A 13,741-nucleotide genomic window follows, 5' to 3' on the forward strand; every position below is an offset into this window, starting at 1 on the left:
AGCGATTGGAGGAGTAGGCCATGCTGACCAAACCCGATACGAAGACCACAATAAATCTCTGGGACGGCACTGAAATCCCGCGATTGGGCATGGGCTGCTGGGCGATCGGAGGGCCGTTCTATGCTGGCGATACGCCGCTTGGCTGGGGTGAGGTCGATGACAAGGAATCCATCGCGGCCATTCATCGTGCAATCGAGCTCGGCATTCGTTTCTTTGATACGGCATCGAACTACGGCGCGGGGCATTCCGAGGAGGTTCTGGGGGAGGCGATCGGCAACCGCAGCGACGTTGTCGTTGCGACCAAGTTCGGTTTTGCAACCAATCCTGAGACGAAGCAGGCGACTGGGGCCTTTGCCGACGCCGACTTTATCAGGCGGTCGGCGGAAACATCCCTGCGCCGGCTGAAGAGGGATCGTCTCGATCTGCTCCAGTTCCACTTGAACGACTTTCCGCTTGAGCAGTCGGATGACGTCTTCGAAACGCTGGAGAAATTGCGCGGTGAAGGTAAGGTCGACGCCTTTGGCTGGAGTACCGACTATCCCGATCGGGCTGCGCGACATGCTGCGCGTCCTGGCTTCGTTTCCGTCCAGCACACGATGAACGTCTTCAAGCCGGTGCCGGATATGATCTCGGTAATCGATCGGTATGGACTGATCTCGATCAACCGCGGGCCGCTGGCGATGGGATTGCTCAGCGGAAAATTCAGCGCCGACACGAAGGTCGGCGACAAGGATGTTCGCGGCGCGAGCCTCGACTGGATGGTCTATTTCAAGGATGGGCGCATTGCGCCAGACTTCGCGGCGAGACTTCAGGCGGTTCGCGAGTTGCTGAAATCCGGCGGACGAACTCTCACGCAAGGCGCCTTGGCGTGGCTGTGGGCGCGCTCGTCCCGAACTTTGCCGATCCCGGGCTTCCGAACCGTCGCCCAGGTTGAAGAGAATGCCGGCGCGCTGGCCGAAGGCCCACTGCCTCCTGCGGTGATGACGGAAATCGACGAGACTCTTGCTCAGCTTCGGACTTAGGCGCGGTTGCGCACCTTGAAGGTCCAACCCGCGGGTCTTTCTTCGACAACCCTGACGGTATCGCCGACCGTGATCCTGCCGGTTCCGCGCGGGGTGACATTCCAGCCGAAGAGCGGGCCGGGCACGCGCCGGTCCGCCGACATCCGAATGCGCCCCATGGCCGGCATCGGGTTCGGAACGTCGCGCGATCCGGTCGATTGGTCCTGCGTCGTCATGATGCAACGGGCACAAGGCTTGACGAGGTCGAAACGGATGCCACCGATCTCGATCGCCGCCCAGCGGTCTTCCTGCCAAGCTTCTTCCGTATCGACGACGATATTGGGTCGGAACCGCTCCATGCCGACACGGCCTTCGCCGTGTGTCTCAAGGTCGGCGTTCAGCGCCCGCAGGGAGCCGGTTGTCGTCACCAAGATCTGGTAGCCATCGGCGAACGTGACCGGCGTGCCTTCGCCGGCCCATTCCGCGCTGGCGGAACGTTTGGCATCCTGATCGAAGAACACCAATTTTACATCTCGGCCAAGCCATTCCGAGAGTTGGTGATTGCTGGCGTCGTCGGCAACTGCGGCATTGACGATGGACTTCCAGATCGAAACATCCATCCGCTTCGCGGCCATAGGGATCTGCGCAACCATCTGCTTGTCGCCCATGCTGAGATGAAGCTGCGAAGGCTCGGCCTGAACACCGATGCGAGCGAGATCGGGCAATTCGCGTTGCGTGATGAAGTGTCCGTCCCTGTCGGTGATCATCGCACGCCGGTCGCCCGGAAGCCCAAATGCATCGATCTCTGACGACTGCAGGGCGATGCCTCGGGTGCTCTTGAGCGGATAGATGAAAAGATCAGTGATACGCATCAAGTGCTCCTAGATTTCGTCCATGAATGCCCCGAGGAAGTCGCGCAGCCGTTGATCGCGTTCGGCCGCAAGCGCGCGTCCCGCGTTGGTTTGAAAGCCATCCGCCAGTTTCAACAGTTTGGTCTGGAAGTGGTCGATGACGAAGCGCTTGTCGTCCAGTTGGCGATTGCTGCCAGAAGGATCGAACGGATCGTAGAGCGCCGATGACATTCGGCCACCGATGTAGAAGCAGCGACCAGCCCCGATCATGCCTATCGCATCCAGCCGGTCGGCATCCTGCAGTATCTTCGCCTCCAGCGTTTCCGGCGGAACGTTGGCCGAGAAGCTATGCGTGACAATGGCGTGCGCCACGGCTGCGATATCGTCGCCGTCCCAGTCAAGCTCAGCGAGAACGGCCGATGCCTTCTCTGCCGCCAGCACAGAGGCCTTCGATCGCATGGGGGAGTTCTTTTCCACGGCGACGCAGTCATGCAGCAGGACGGCGGCAGCAATAACTCTCGCATCGCCACCCTCGAGAGCCTGAATCCGCATTGCGTTTTTGAAGACCCGCAGCACATGCGCAATGTCATGCGAACCGTCGTCGCCTTCTGACGAGTGGACCATGAGCTCGCTGGCAAGCTTTTCAAAAGGAGCGAAGGCCTTGGCCTGGAACATGGGATCACCGTGTTGGAAGAATGGTGTCCTTCCATAAACGCCGGAACTAAGAGTCGCAACGAGCTGCCGTTCAGCCCGCCTTGAACCTTTCGTGTTCCGGCAGCTGCGACAGCAGGTAAGGAACCTCAACGGCAGGCCGTGGCGGGCTGATGTGATAGCCTTGGATTTCATCGCACGCTTCAGACCGAAGTAAGGCCATTTGCTCGGCCGTTTCTACCCCCTCCACCGTTACGCGCATGCCTAGCGCGTCACCGAGAAGAATGATGGCGCGCATGATCGCAAAGGCTTCCTTGTCTTCGACGATGCCGTTGACGAACGATTTGTCGATCTTGATCTTGTCGAACGGAAACCGCCGGAGATAGCTGAGGGACGAATAGCCGGTGCCGAAATCGTCCATGCCGATGCGAATGCCGCGCTGCTTCAGAACATGCAGGATCGGCAGCGCCTCATCGAGATTTTCCATTAGCACGCTTTCGGTGATCTCGATTTCCAAACGACCGGCCGTAAGCCCCGCTTCTTCAAGAGCAGCCGCGACGTCGCCCGGCAGGTCACTATCCGTGAATTGAATGGCCGATACGTTGACCGCGACCTTGATATCCTCAGGCCAGTAAACGGCATCGCGGCACGCCCGGCGCAGCACCCAGCGGCCAATGTCGACCACGAGACCGACCTCTTCGGCGAGGGGGATGAATTCCAGCGGTGGCACCCGACCGCGCGTCGGGTGGTTCCACCGCACGAGCGCCTCGAACCCGCAGATACGTTGCTGGCTGAGGTCGTAGAGAGGCTGATAGTGGAGCTCGAATTCCTCGCGCTCGACGGCCTTTCGCAAATCCGCTTCCAGTGCATGCCGCGCTTCGATTTGCGCTTCCATGTCGGCGGTGAAAAAACGCTCGCCCTTTCCGCCGCTGCTCTTGGCGTGTGACAGTGCGACCCCGGCATGCTTCAGCAGGACATCGGTCTCGGTTCCGTCTTGTGGACTGATGGCGATACCCATCGATACGCTGAGCTCGACGGCCTTCTCGCCGCGAAAGAACGGTTCTGACAGTTCCCGCCGGATTTGATCGGCAAGAGCCGTGACATTCCATGGCTGCTGGCGCCCGGATTGCAAAATCGCGAATTCGTCAGAGCCGAGGCGTGCCAACACATTGCCGGCGCCTGCCGACATGCGGATGCGTTCGGCGACCTGCCGCAGGATCTTGTCTCCGGCCGAAACGCCGAGGGTGTTGTTGATCGATTTGAAGCGGTCAAGATTGAGGTGCACGAGCGCGATCTGTTCGTCCGGTTTGCGGCCGAGCAGTGCTGCGTCGATGCGTTCCCTGAGGCTGATGCGGTTTGGAAGCCCAGTCAGCGGATCGTGATGAGCAAGATAGGCGATCCGTTCGGCCGCCTTGCGGTCTTCGGTGATGTCGGCGTGGATGGAGATGTTGCTGCCATCGGGCAGAACGGTGATAACGCTCCGGATCGTCCGTCCGTCATCCATCATCCATTCGCGGTGACGGATGTGTCCGCCCTGCGGACTGGCGTCACGCAAACGGGAAATCTTTTGCTCAACTCGCTCGGTGCCGCGAACCTTCCCAATCAGCGATCCCATGGAGGCCCCGGACGATGCGTCATCAGCGCTGAACCCGAAAAGCTGTCGGAAGCGCGTGTTGCAGACGATCAGGCGCTGTTCCGCGTCAAAGACGCTCAGTCCTTCTGGCAGGTTGTCGAGTACGATCTGAAAAAGGCGTCGCTGTTCCGTGAGTTTTGCCGTCGTTTCGGCAAGCGTGCCTTTCAGTCTGTCGGTGTCGTGGCTCAGCCGCTGAAATCGATGCTCGGTCGCCCGCGTTTTTCCCGCCTGCAGCCGATACGTCTCGACAACGAGATCCACCAGACGCTCGGCGTTTGCAGAGCCGTCCCCGCCGACAGCGCTCGTACATTGCTGCCGGAAGAGGGTCTCAGCATCCATTTGCGGCAATCTCGATTCCGGGAGAGAAACGCCGTTGAGCGGAATCCTGAGAGTCGCCTGCTAGCCTGCAATTGCGACGCTGCGCGTCAGACATGAAAGAACCTTTTGAAGCAATCGAAAAAACTATTGTCTGGGCAATTTAAAAACTCACCTGGCGCGATGCACCGTGGAGGAGATAATCCCTCGGTCGCATTAAAATTCTATTGCACCGCAAACGAATATATCGTGGGCACTATATTTGGGTGGATGGTGTCGTATTGCCTTCAGAACCAGGCGAGTGGAGAGGAGTGCCAAGGCCAGCGATGCGCGAAGATCACACTTTGTCAATCATAGTTAATGGCGTGTTAACAGCTTATTGACGCAGTGCGCAAATCAGTTTAACGACCGCTTAGTCTTTCAATTTCCCCATTTCGTATTGCGTACAAACATCACCGAAACGGCGGTGAATGGAGGTTTGTATGAGCCAAGTTTCATCGGTTAATGATACGTCCTACGCATACCTCGCGACGTTGTCACGGCTGGATACGAACGGCGATGGCGTGTTGAGCCGTGGCGAGCGGGCGGCTGATGAGAAGCCGGGTATTCTGAAGCAGCTGGGCGAAGAAGGTAGCATCCAGGAATTCGCGCCCAAGCTGTCGGATAGCGTGCTTGCATTCATGATGGGTACTCGTGAGAGCGGAAGCGTCAACTTCTATCCGCAGTCCCAGCAGAGCACTTCGTCCGATCTCTATAAGAGCACCTACGGTCAGTATGATCTCGACATCTGATCACATTGTGCACGCTGAAATTTGCAGAGCCGGCCGCTAAGGCCGGCTTTTTCTTTGTTGCCGTTTCAGGAACAGCTTCGTGCCTCACACGTTGGAAACGACGATGCAAGGAAGGAAGCTCCAATGAAAACAACACTCTCGATAGCCGCTCTGGCGTTCATATGCGTTTCGTCGGTGGCGATGGCTCAGGAGAAGCAAACTGCCACCGCCGACTTTGTTGACAAGGACGGGAAAGCAAGCGGCCGAGCGACGCTGACGACCGCGGCAAACGGAGGTGTGCTGATCGAAGTCGAGGTGACTGAACTGCCCGCCAACAAATGGGTTGCCTTCCACGTCCACGAGACCGGCAATTGTGATGCTGCCGGCCATCACGAGTCAGCCGGAAAACACTTCAATCCCACCAATGCCGAACACGGCTTGCTGTCCGCAAAAGGACCTCATGCCGGAGACATGCCGAACCAGTATGTGGACCAGGACGGTGTTCTACGGGCGCAGATTTTTGACAGCATGGTCACCCTCGACGGCAAGACCGACGGCATTCGCGGTCGAGCGCTCATCGTTCACTCCAATTCCGATGATAATCGCAGCCAGCCTGCAGGAGACGCAGGAGAGCGCCTAGCCTGTGGCGTCATCAAGTAATTCGTGCCGATTCATCGATAGTAATATCGCTCGGCATACCACTCGCTTGATGCCATAGGCTTGCCGGTCGCCATCCATCGCCCGACGCCGCTCCCTTCGAGTAGATCGGCAGTGGCGTGATCTTCGAGCCCGACAAATATGATATTGGTGTTTTCACGCAGAAGGGGATCATCGCCCAATCCCGTTCGACTGTGATCGGTGGCGTGCAGCAAGCTCATCCTGACGTAGAAGAACTCGGCCTGGTAATCTTCAACGCCTTCTTCGCTGAATGCATGCGCAACGTCGATGACTGATCTCTGAGGCCCATCGTAGACCGTGATAGTCTCGTTCAAACCGAATGTCGCTCCATAGAGGGCGATCGAACGTGTCGGAACCGAGCTGATAGCGCCGTTTGTCACGTCCATCTGCTGACCGAAGAAGCTCGTCTTGACACCATCGAGATCCCCCCGGAAAAAATAGGAAAATCGGTCCCGCGTGAGATAGATCGCCTGCCAGCGAAAACGGGCATATTCATCCGACGCGCTTGTCAGGCTCTTGAGAGTGGCCAAGCAGCTTATAAACGTATCGCGATAGTTCTGCAGCGGCATCGATCAACCTCTTCTAGAGGGTTAACCGGTATCGACTCAAAACGTTCCGGCGGTTTGGTCGTTCAAAGTGAGTGCGAAAGGCGCGTTTCCATCCGCGTCCGCGCCCCTGCCGATGGAACGAACCGCGTCCGCGAGCCGTCCCCGTCGTCCGAGCACGTCGTCACCCATCTGAACCAGCCGTGTATTCGGTGTGGCAAAGGGCGAGGCAGCGCGAAGCCGGCGAACGAGCGCCATGTCGTCTTGCTCCGGAAATACGGAAAGCGCGGCAATCAAGGCTGCCGCGGGTGATCGGGAGACGCCCATCCAGCAATGGATCAGCAGCGGCGCAACCCGATCCCAATCACGGGTGAAATCGATGATCTGCCGTACATGGGTTTCATCCGGCGCGACAAGGTTTCCGGTTCCCTTGAAGGCGATGTCGTTCATGTTGAGGAGCAAGTGCCGGTGCGCCTCGATCACCGCAGGGCGGTGAAAGGCCTGCTCCTTCGCCATCAGGCTGATCATCTCACGCGCGCCGTGCCTGACCGCCATCTCGGCGATCCGGGCCAGAGGGGCGACAACGATCATGGTCATGCTTTGCTGCCCCGCATGGCCTCGATCGTCTCGAATCGCTCGCAAAAGAGGCGCTGCGCCTCGACGGCCGGGAGCGGCGTCATCAAAAGCATGTCTTTTGTGATCCCGCGCGGCTGGCCGAAGAATTTCTGCGCCTCAGCCGCCGTAAACCCGGCAAGCTGTGTTGCTTCGAAGTAGGCGGCGATGGTGTCGGCCTTCTTGATCCTCTCCTTGAGTTCGCGGGTCGGGTGGGGAGGCAGGCCAAAGCGCAGGTGTACCGCGGCCTCCAGCCGCTTCTCGACGGCCTTGTATCCACCGCCGACCACCGATTTGAACGGTGAAATCATGTCGCCGATGACATATTCCGGTGCATCGTGGAGCAGCGCCATCAGGCATTGATCGGCTGTCGCGTCGTTCAGTCGACGGAAGATATCCTCCACGACAAGGCAATGCTGGGCGACGGAGAAGGCATGGTCTCCGGACGTCTGTCCGTTCCAGCGGGCGACGCGCGCAAGCCCATGCGCGATGTCGCTGACCTCAACGTCGAGTGGAGAGGGGTCGAGAAGATCGAGGCGGCGGCCGGAAAGCATGCGCTGCCACGCGCGGGGCGCCTTTGCGGTCACGCGCTGGCCTCGTCCGCCGTCGACGGAAATGTAAGCCCGGTCCAGCCGGGTAGTTCCAGCGTTACGGGGACGTCGCCCACCAACAACGGAGTGCGCGCTGCCATAGCTTCGCCTGCACGGTCAATGCGAACGATCGCAAGTCCGCCGTTCCCGACGACCGAGCCAAGCGTGCCGACCGGCTTACCAGCCGCTGTAATCTCCGTGCCGGAGGGTGGCAACTCCGTCTCCGCCGTCACCGTGACGGCGCGGCGGCGTGCCGTTCCACGATGCTGCATGCGCGACACGACTTCCTGCCCGACATAGCAGCCCTTCTTGAAGGAAAGGCCGCCGTTGAGGTCCATCAGGACATCGTGTGGGAATGCGTCCTGCAGGGCATAGTCCTGTCCGGACTCGGCGATGCCGTTTGCAACACGCAACGCATTGTAGGCGTCGGCGTCATCGGCTCCGTGCTGCCCGGGTTGCCGCGCGAGCGCGATACCGGACTTGGAAAACCGGCTGTCGGTCGGGCCCTTGCTTTCGCCCTCCCAAGAAACGGTCACACCTTCGCCGGCGGGTGCCAGATCGACGGCTGCCCTGAGCTTGTACATCGTCAGTCGTTTGAGCAGCGCGTCCCGCTGATGGTCGTCGGTCTCCAGCATGAACCCATCGCCGTCCCGCCAGATCATGAAGTCGAACAGGATCTTGCCCTGTGGGGTCAACAGCGCACCCGGCCGCGCCTCTTCAGCCGGAAGTGTGGCGATATCCGTGGTAATCAGGTTCTGTAGGAAGGGTTGAGCCTCCAAGCCGCTGACTCGAATGAGCGAGCGGTTCTTCAGAAATACGGCTGGCATGGCGGCACCTGTCGCGTTCGTTATCGCTCAGAAGTATGTCTTCGCTGAGGGGATCGCAAGTCTCAGTCGCCGGCGGTGAAATACTTCCACTTGCCGTCGGGAGTGATGCCCAGCCGATAGAAATTGTAACCCCCGAACTCCTGCATATCGGACAGGTCACCGGCCGTGACGATGCGCAGCAATTCGACGCGCTCGGGAGGCGTGAGAGCTTTCAGATCTTTTTCTGCGAAGTAGGGCCAGACGTACATCTCGTCAGACGTACCCTGACCAACGTGGACGAACCCCGTGGAGATGACGTCAAGCATGATCGCAAGGATCTCATCGCCTTCAGGATCACCCGACAGGTCTTTGAGCGCGCTGATCGGGTCGTCCGTCGGCTCGCCGACCGTTACCTGAGTCTGCGTGGCACCAGTGCCGAGCAGGGGACGCAGCCGCTCGAGATCGCCGGAAGCGGCAGCCTCGACGATCTGTTCCCGCATCTTGCGAACAGGCTCGGGAACCTTGCTGATATCGTAGATGACCTCGACAGGCTTCGAGTTTTCCTGGGCGCCGGGCGTCTTGTCGTTGCCTTGGCCGGCCTGCGAGTTGACCAACGGGTCGGGCATCGGCACGCCGGGCGCGGTCGGAGAGGGCGCCGGCTTGTCGCCGCCTTGCCCGGGAGCGCTCTGTTCAGTTTGTCCTTGAGTCTTTTGCAGCTCGGAAAGTGCCAGGGCTGACGTCCCGGTCAGAAAGCTGCTGGCGCTAAGGCCGATTGCAAGCAAAAGCGGCACGATCGCGGGCCGCGAAGCATTGTCCCTAGCGGAATGCATGAAACTCTCTGTGATCGTTATTGCAGGGTGCGGGTCGGAGAAAACTCGCCGGCGAGCATGCGCTCGCGTAAGGATTCTAATAGCGCTTCCGCGCTGCTTTCGCCATGAAGTCGAATCGTTTCACGTAGCGCATGGATGATTGCTGTATCGGCGATGATCTCGGGTTCGATTCCGTCTGCCATGCCGTCGGCCCAGGCTTCGTTATGGTACTCCAAGGCCGCCTGAGTCTTCTCATGAACGATCATGTCGTCGATGTCATTGAGGCTTGGTTCCATTGTCATTTCCTCAAACTGCATGCCTTACTGCGTAGTTAACAACCTTATCAGCCTTTTCCCAAAACGACACGGCCGCCAGTGAAAAGAGGTTAATTAACCGTTAATTTCCGAACCGTGACGTAATTTCTGTGGCAAGTGTTGCACCTTCGTTACGGTATCGCTCTTCTGCCACGATGGCTGCCTGCGTGCAATCCGTATAAACGGACGCAAAAGCACGGTAGCCGCGATTGAACGCGGCAGTGAGTTGTTCCTTGCGCTGCGGCTCGTCCTTGGCCTCTGAATCAAGCAATTGCTGCATTCGCGCCCGCCACTCGCCGCTGTTTTCCGCCTTGCAGAGAGTTCTCAGGTAGTGAACCGACCCCAATACTTCGGCAAGCCGCGAAAGCTTGTCGTCGTATGGAACGGTGACCGTTTTTGGCGCATTTTCCTCCGGCAACACTGTCGGCGTTTGACCCTGTGCCCATACAGGAGCGGGTAGGGCGGCGCTTGCGCATAGTGCAAGAGACAAGAACACGCGTCGAACGGGAATCATGCTCATAGTTGATACTCTGACCGTGACGGGAACAAGGCGCGGCCAAGAATTTCCACTGTCTTATTCACCACTGGATGCCAGCCGTTCGGCACATTCCAGCACGCTTTGCGGCACTGGCAGCCGGCGGATTTCCTCAACGGTGAACCAGCCGATAGCAGCCGCATCGTCGGCTGCGGTTGCGATGGTGGCCCCGTCGGCCTCGACGCGAAATACCGACAGAAAGAAGTGGCTGACGACAGCGCCGTCGGCGGCATGTGTCTTCAGATCGTATGTCGCGAAAAGCTGAGGGCTGTGAGCTGTTATGCCGGTTTCCTCCTCGAGCTCGCGCAAGGCGGCTTCCTCGGGCGCTTCGCCCGGCTCAGCCCGTCCGCCGGGGAACGCATACATGTCGGCCGACGGCGGATTGCGCCGGAGCACGAGCAAGAACCGATCTCCACGCTGGAGGATAGCTGAGGATGCTGCCTTCGGAATGGAACTCATGGGGATGATACGTCGATCCTATTTTGGCTGTGCTTGGCGCCGCCGCCGTTCCACTGGATATTGAACGCGGCGATTCGAAGGAGCTGTCGTGACTTATATCATCTATGCCGCTGCCGCTGTGTTCGAGATTGCCGGTTGTTTTGCCTTTTGGGCATGGCTGCGGATGGCAAAACCCGCCTGGTGGCTGGCGCCGGGCATGATGTCTCTGGCGCTCTTTGCGTGGCTCCTTACTTTCGTGCCAAGCGAGGCCGCCGGCCGCACCTTCGCCGCCTATGGTGGGATCTATATAGTGGCTTCGCTGATCTGGCTGTGGATTGTGGAGAACCGTGTGCCCGACCGCTGGGACATCGGTGGTGCACTTGTCTGCCTCTGCGGCACGGCCATGATCCTGTTTGCGCCGCGCAGCTGAGCGAGCCTTGACCGCAGCGGATCGGAGTGCAAAGACAGTCCAATGTGTGGACGCTACGCGCTGACGGTATCCCCTGAAGAATTGAAGGAAATCCTCGGGATCATGGATCTCGATGACTTTCCCGCGCGCTACAACATTGCCCCGACCCAGCCCATCCTCGTTGTCGTTTCGGATGAAACTCGCGAAAAGGGCAGCAATCTTCCGGAGCGGCGCGCAGTGCTCGTGCGCTGGGGCTTTACGCCCGGCTGGGTGAAGGATCCGAAGCAGTTTCCCCTGCTGATCAATGCCCGCGCCGAAACAGCCATCGGCAAGGCGTCGTTTCGCGCCGCCATGCGCCATCGGCGCGTCCTTGTACCTGCCTCCGGCTTTTATGAATGGCATCGCCCGAGCAAGGAGAGCGGCGAGAGGTCCCAGGCCTACTGGATCAAGCCGCGCCGCGGTGGTGTTGTTGCCTTCGCGGGCCTGATGGAGACATGGTCTTCCGCCGACGGTTCGGAGGTCGATACCGGGGCGATCCTGACGACTGCGGCGAATGCCGCGATCGCTCCGATCCATGATCGCATGCCTGTCGTCATCAAACCCGAAGACTTTTCCCGCTGGTTGGATTGCAAGACGCAAGAACCGCGCGACGTTGCCGACCTGATGAGGCCGGTTGAGGAGGATTTTTTCGAGGCAATCCCCGTTTCCGACAAGGTCAACAAAGTCACCAATATGGGCGCTGATCTGCAGGAAAGGGTGATCGTCGAGAAGCCGCCGTCGCCGTCTGAAAAGAAAAAGCCGGACGACGGCCAGCTCAGCTTCTTCTAATCCGATAATCCCACCGCATCATTTTTCCGGAACATCCCATGATCTCCCTCTCGGCCGCGCTTGCCGGCTTCTTCCTTGGTGCTTCGCTCATCATCGCAATCGGTGCGCAGAACGCATTCATTCTGCGTCAGGGTCTGCTGCGGTCGCATGTTTTCATCCTGTGCCTCATCTGCGCCCTGTCGGATGCGGCGCTGATTGCGGCCGGCGTTGGCGGGCTAGGCACCCTCGTTGCTCAATCGCCAACTCTGCTCTCAGTGGTGACGATAGGGGGTGCGATATTCCTGGGTTCGTATGCAGTAGTGGCTTTTCGCAGGGCCTTTCACCCGAGCGCAATGCGGGCTGATTCTCCGAAACCACTGGGTCTGAAGGCCGCCGTCGCGACTTGCCTGACCTTCACTTTTCTAAACCCGCATGTCTACCTCGATATGGTCGTCCTGATCGGCAGCCTGTCCGCCGCCTATAGCGGCGTGGATCGCATCGCCTTTGGCCTCGGCGCCGCGACCGCGTCGTTCATCTGGTTTTTCGGTTTGGGCTACGGCGCTCGGCTGTTGCAGCCGATCTTTGCAAGGCCAGCCGCTTGGCGGGTTCTCGACGTCATCATCGGCGTTGTCATGGGATTGCTGGCAATCAGTCTGCTCGTCCGCTTCTTCCACCCGGCCTAGGCTTTCGGGATGCGGGCAGGCAACAACAACTCAGTCGCGCGTCATCAAACGCGCGCTGGATTTTCAATTCGATGACGGAAATAAAAGCCCGCTCTGGGCTGTCGTTAGCGTCCGCCGCGATGGCGGCTTCGATCGCTAGGCGATCTTCTTGACGAGCGGCGGCTTGCTCTTGAGCATCAGGGCAGCCGCCAGAACGGCCTTCAGGCCTAGCGGACGGTAGTTAGCGCTGAGGTCCGACTTTGCGGGCTGTTCGACGCTTGTCTTCTTCGGGGTCACAATACTCTCCTCACGTGCTGTCCCTAGACTCTTATATTTATTGCTCTTTTGCCTGCAATAGCGACAAAATCGAGGCGTCGCACATCAGGAATTATGAATCCGATGCATAATTCGCGAGGCTTGAGTCAGGCCTACTTCCGCAAGGAGCGCGGGAAAATGTCAGATGTGGCGTCCGATATCGTCTTCGCCGACGCCGGGTTCCTCGATCGTCAGCGTGCCGTATTTGCGCTTCCATTTGCGGGCGCCGAACGGCAGCGTGCAAAGGTAAAGCACCGCGGTCACGACCATGACTTCCCAGGTGAAGCTCGACAGCAGGGCGACGTATAGAACGACGCCAAGCATGACCGGCAGCACGAGATCGCGCCGCAGCCTGCTGCCTTCTGATTTGCCGGACCAGACAGGCAGGCGGCTGATGAGCAGGAACGCGATCAGCACGGTATAGGCAGAAGAGAGATAGGCGAAGGTACGATCGGTCGTCAGGCCGAGGAATCCGAGATAAACCGGCAACAGCACGAGCATCGCGCCGGCCGGCGCGGGCACACCCACGAAATACTCCGACTGCCACGACGCCTTGTTCTCACGCTCGGCCATGACGTTGAAGCGAGCCAGACGAAGGCCCGCGGCGATGGAATAGATCAGGGCGGCGATCCAGCCGATCGAACGGGCCTGATCGAGCGCAAAGACATAGACAACGAGTGCCGGCGCGACGCCGAAGTTCACGATATCAGCCAGCGAATCCATTTGCGCGCCGAACTTCGACGTCGCCTTCATAAGGCGCGCTACTCGCCCATCGATCCCGTCGAGGAACGCGGCGAGAAGCACCATGCCGACCGCCAGCTCGTACCTGTTCTCGAAGGCGAGCCGGATGCCGGTGAGGCCGGCACAGATTGCGAGAATCGTGATGAGATTCGGGATGATCAACCGAAATGGAATTTCGCGAAGCCGTGGTCCGCGACCCGAATCGTCAGCAGGGCCGTTCGGTTCGAAAGGCGGGAAGGGCGTTTCCATGTCGCTCTCC

19 protein-coding genes are annotated in these 13,741 nt (G+C 59.4%); 6 read left to right on the forward strand and 13 right to left on the reverse strand.

The genetic code is table 11. The features are described 5' to 3' along the window. Window positions 1-20: 20 nt before the first annotated feature. Window positions 21-1,022, forward strand: coding sequence for an aldo/keto reductase (locus tag RGCCGE502_RS06565; RefSeq protein WP_016553387.1), 1,002 nt, complete (start codon window positions 21-23; stop codon window positions 1,020-1,022). Here RGCCGE502_RS06565 and RGCCGE502_RS06570 read toward each other — a convergent pair. The 3 genes from RGCCGE502_RS06570 to RGCCGE502_RS06580 all read right to left on the reverse strand — a co-directional run bounded on the left by RGCCGE502_RS06570 (window position 1,019) and on the right by RGCCGE502_RS06580 (window position 4,475). Further along, on the reverse strand, window positions 1,019-1,873 hold the full coding sequence (locus RGCCGE502_RS06570) for an MOSC domain-containing protein (protein ID WP_016553388.1): 855 nt from the start codon (window positions 1,871-1,873) through the stop codon (window positions 1,019-1,021). The genes RGCCGE502_RS06565 and RGCCGE502_RS06570 overlap by 4 nt on opposite strands. A gap of 9 nt (window positions 1,874-1,882) precedes the next feature. Next, window positions 1,883-2,527 (reverse strand): HD domain-containing protein, encoded by a 645-nt coding sequence (locus RGCCGE502_RS06575; RefSeq protein WP_016553389.1) that lies wholly within the window; start codon window positions 2,525-2,527, stop codon window positions 1,883-1,885. Window positions 2,528-2,597: 70 nt separating this feature from the next. Then, window positions 2,598-4,475, reverse strand: coding sequence for a putative bifunctional diguanylate cyclase/phosphodiesterase (locus RGCCGE502_RS06580; protein ID WP_016553390.1), 1,878 nt, complete (start codon window positions 4,473-4,475; stop codon window positions 2,598-2,600). Window positions 4,476-4,933: 458 nt separating this feature from the next. Between RGCCGE502_RS06580 and RGCCGE502_RS06585 the strand changes: the two genes are divergently transcribed. Both RGCCGE502_RS06585 and RGCCGE502_RS06590 read left to right on the forward strand, forming a co-directional pair. After that, window positions 4,934-5,242 carry a hypothetical protein gene (locus RGCCGE502_RS06585; RefSeq protein WP_016553391.1) on the forward strand — a complete coding sequence of 103 codons (309 nt, stop codon included), beginning with the start codon at window positions 4,934-4,936 and terminating at the stop codon, window positions 5,240-5,242. 123 nt (window positions 5,243-5,365) lie between these two features. Next, entirely contained in the window at window positions 5,366-5,881 is a 516-nt protein-coding gene (locus RGCCGE502_RS06590) for a superoxide dismutase family protein (protein WP_016553392.1), read from the forward strand. A gap of 11 nt (window positions 5,882-5,892) precedes the next feature. Here the strand turns inward: RGCCGE502_RS06590 and RGCCGE502_RS06595 are convergent, their stop codons facing one another. From RGCCGE502_RS06595 to RGCCGE502_RS06630, 8 genes are all read right to left on the reverse strand, one after another. Next, window positions 5,893-6,468, reverse strand: coding sequence for a hypothetical protein (locus RGCCGE502_RS06595; RefSeq protein ID WP_016553393.1), 576 nt, complete (start codon window positions 6,466-6,468; stop codon window positions 5,893-5,895). A gap of 36 nt (window positions 6,469-6,504) precedes the next feature. Beyond that, a complete protein-coding gene (locus tag RGCCGE502_RS06600) occupies window positions 6,505-7,041 on the reverse strand; it encodes a tyrosine phosphatase family protein (protein ID WP_016553394.1) in 537 nt (178 codons plus the stop codon). Continuing rightward, the gene (locus RGCCGE502_RS06605) at window positions 7,038-7,643 is read right to left on the reverse strand and encodes a YfbR-like 5'-deoxynucleotidase (protein ID WP_016553395.1); all 606 of its coding nucleotides are present in this window, start codon (window positions 7,641-7,643) and stop codon (window positions 7,038-7,040) included. Before RGCCGE502_RS06605 ends, RGCCGE502_RS06600 begins: the two co-directional genes overlap by 4 nt. Further along, window positions 7,640-8,473 carry a CAF17-like 4Fe-4S cluster assembly/insertion protein YgfZ gene (ygfZ, locus tag RGCCGE502_RS06610; RefSeq protein WP_016553396.1) on the reverse strand — a complete coding sequence of 278 codons (834 nt, stop codon included), beginning with the start codon at window positions 8,471-8,473 and terminating at the stop codon, window positions 7,640-7,642. The genes RGCCGE502_RS06605 and ygfZ overlap by 4 nt, the downstream gene beginning before the upstream one ends. A gap of 62 nt (window positions 8,474-8,535) precedes the next feature. Next, entirely contained in the window at window positions 8,536-9,282 is a 747-nt protein-coding gene (locus tag RGCCGE502_RS06615) for a hypothetical protein (RefSeq protein ID WP_016553397.1), read from the reverse strand. Window positions 9,283-9,299: 17 nt separating this feature from the next. Next, on the reverse strand, window positions 9,300-9,557 hold the full coding sequence (locus RGCCGE502_RS06620) for a hypothetical protein (protein WP_016553398.1): 258 nt from the start codon (window positions 9,555-9,557) through the stop codon (window positions 9,300-9,302). A gap of 100 nt (window positions 9,558-9,657) precedes the next feature. After that, complete coding sequence (locus tag RGCCGE502_RS06625; protein WP_040674101.1) at window positions 9,658-10,089, reverse strand: TIGR02301 family protein; 432 nt, start codon at window positions 10,087-10,089, stop codon at window positions 9,658-9,660. Between the two features lie 60 nt (window positions 10,090-10,149). Continuing rightward, a complete protein-coding gene (locus RGCCGE502_RS06630; RefSeq protein ID WP_040674065.1) occupies window positions 10,150-10,569 on the reverse strand; it encodes an NUDIX domain-containing protein in 420 nt (139 codons plus the stop codon). 88 nt (window positions 10,570-10,657) lie between these two features. On the opposite strand from RGCCGE502_RS06630, the gene RGCCGE502_RS06635 reads away from it, so the two are divergent. Genes RGCCGE502_RS06635 through RGCCGE502_RS06645 form a run of 3 tightly spaced genes read left to right on the forward strand, consistent with a single transcriptional unit; the run spans window position 10,658 to window position 12,447 of the window. Next, window positions 10,658-10,978, forward strand: coding sequence for a YnfA family protein (locus RGCCGE502_RS06635; RefSeq protein ID WP_016553401.1), 321 nt, complete (start codon window positions 10,658-10,660; stop codon window positions 10,976-10,978). Between the two features lie 42 nt (window positions 10,979-11,020). After that, on the forward strand, window positions 11,021-11,785 hold the full coding sequence (locus RGCCGE502_RS06640; RefSeq protein ID WP_016553402.1) for an SOS response-associated peptidase: 765 nt from the start codon (window positions 11,021-11,023) through the stop codon (window positions 11,783-11,785). 38 nt (window positions 11,786-11,823) lie between these two features. Then, a complete protein-coding gene (locus tag RGCCGE502_RS06645; RefSeq protein ID WP_016553403.1) occupies window positions 11,824-12,447 on the forward strand; it encodes a LysE/ArgO family amino acid transporter in 624 nt (207 codons plus the stop codon). Window positions 12,448-12,582: 135 nt separating this feature from the next. On the opposite strand, the gene RGCCGE502_RS37150 is transcribed toward RGCCGE502_RS06645, so the two are convergent. Both RGCCGE502_RS37150 and pssA read right to left on the reverse strand, forming a co-directional pair. Beyond that, window positions 12,583-12,723 carry a hypothetical protein gene (locus RGCCGE502_RS37150; RefSeq protein ID WP_007531226.1) on the reverse strand — a complete coding sequence of 47 codons (141 nt, stop codon included), beginning with the start codon at window positions 12,721-12,723 and terminating at the stop codon, window positions 12,583-12,585. A gap of 159 nt (window positions 12,724-12,882) precedes the next feature. Further along, window positions 12,883-13,731 (reverse strand): CDP-diacylglycerol--serine O-phosphatidyltransferase, encoded by an 849-nt coding sequence (gene pssA / locus RGCCGE502_RS06650; RefSeq protein WP_016553404.1) that lies wholly within the window; start codon window positions 13,729-13,731, stop codon window positions 12,883-12,885. Window positions 13,732-13,741 lie beyond the last annotated feature (10 nt).

It is taken from the genome of Rhizobium grahamii CCGE 502 (assembly GCF_000298315.2).
Classification (GTDB): domain Bacteria; phylum Pseudomonadota; class Alphaproteobacteria; order Rhizobiales; family Rhizobiaceae; genus Rhizobium; species Rhizobium grahamii.

Bases quoted from the DNA above. Each gene is read 5' to 3' on its own strand.
- RGCCGE502_RS06565 (WP_016553387.1), top strand. From the start codon at position 21: ATGCTGACCAAACCCGATACGAAGACCACAATAAATCTCTGGGACGGC.
- RGCCGE502_RS06570 (WP_016553388.1), bottom strand. From the start codon at position 1,873: ATGCGTATCACTGATCTTTTCATCTATCCGCTCAAGAGCACCCGAGGC.
- RGCCGE502_RS06575 (WP_016553389.1), bottom strand. From the start codon at position 2,527: ATGTTCCAGGCCAAGGCCTTCGCTCCTTTTGAAAAGCTTGCCAGCGAG.
- RGCCGE502_RS06580 (WP_016553390.1), bottom strand. From the start codon at position 4,475: ATGGATGCTGAGACCCTCTTCCGGCAGCAATGTACGAGCGCTGTCGGC.
- RGCCGE502_RS06585 (WP_016553391.1), top strand. From the start codon at position 4,934: ATGAGCCAAGTTTCATCGGTTAATGATACGTCCTACGCATACCTCGCG.
- RGCCGE502_RS06590 (WP_016553392.1), top strand. From the start codon at position 5,366: ATGAAAACAACACTCTCGATAGCCGCTCTGGCGTTCATATGCGTTTCG.
- RGCCGE502_RS06595 (WP_016553393.1), bottom strand. From the start codon at position 6,468: ATGCCGCTGCAGAACTATCGCGATACGTTTATAAGCTGCTTGGCCACT.
- RGCCGE502_RS06600 (WP_016553394.1), bottom strand. From the start codon at position 7,041: ATGACCATGATCGTTGTCGCCCCTCTGGCCCGGATCGCCGAGATGGCG.
- ygfZ (WP_016553396.1), bottom strand. From the start codon at position 8,473: ATGCCAGCCGTATTTCTGAAGAACCGCTCGCTCATTCGAGTCAGCGGC.
- RGCCGE502_RS06615 (WP_016553397.1), bottom strand. From the start codon at position 9,282: ATGCATTCCGCTAGGGACAATGCTTCGCGGCCCGCGATCGTGCCGCTT.
- RGCCGE502_RS06620 (WP_016553398.1), bottom strand. From the start codon at position 9,557: ATGGAACCAAGCCTCAATGACATCGACGACATGATCGTTCATGAGAAG.
- RGCCGE502_RS06625 (WP_040674101.1), bottom strand. From the start codon at position 10,089: ATGATTCCCGTTCGACGCGTGTTCTTGTCTCTTGCACTATGCGCAAGC.
- RGCCGE502_RS06630 (WP_040674065.1), bottom strand. From the start codon at position 10,569: ATGAGTTCCATTCCGAAGGCAGCATCCTCAGCTATCCTCCAGCGTGGA.
- RGCCGE502_RS06640 (WP_016553402.1), top strand. From the start codon at position 11,021: ATGTGTGGACGCTACGCGCTGACGGTATCCCCTGAAGAATTGAAGGAA.
- RGCCGE502_RS06645 (WP_016553403.1), top strand. From the start codon at position 11,824: ATGATCTCCCTCTCGGCCGCGCTTGCCGGCTTCTTCCTTGGTGCTTCG.
- pssA (WP_016553404.1), bottom strand. From the start codon at position 13,731: ATGGAAACGCCCTTCCCGCCTTTCGAACCGAACGGCCCTGCTGACGAT.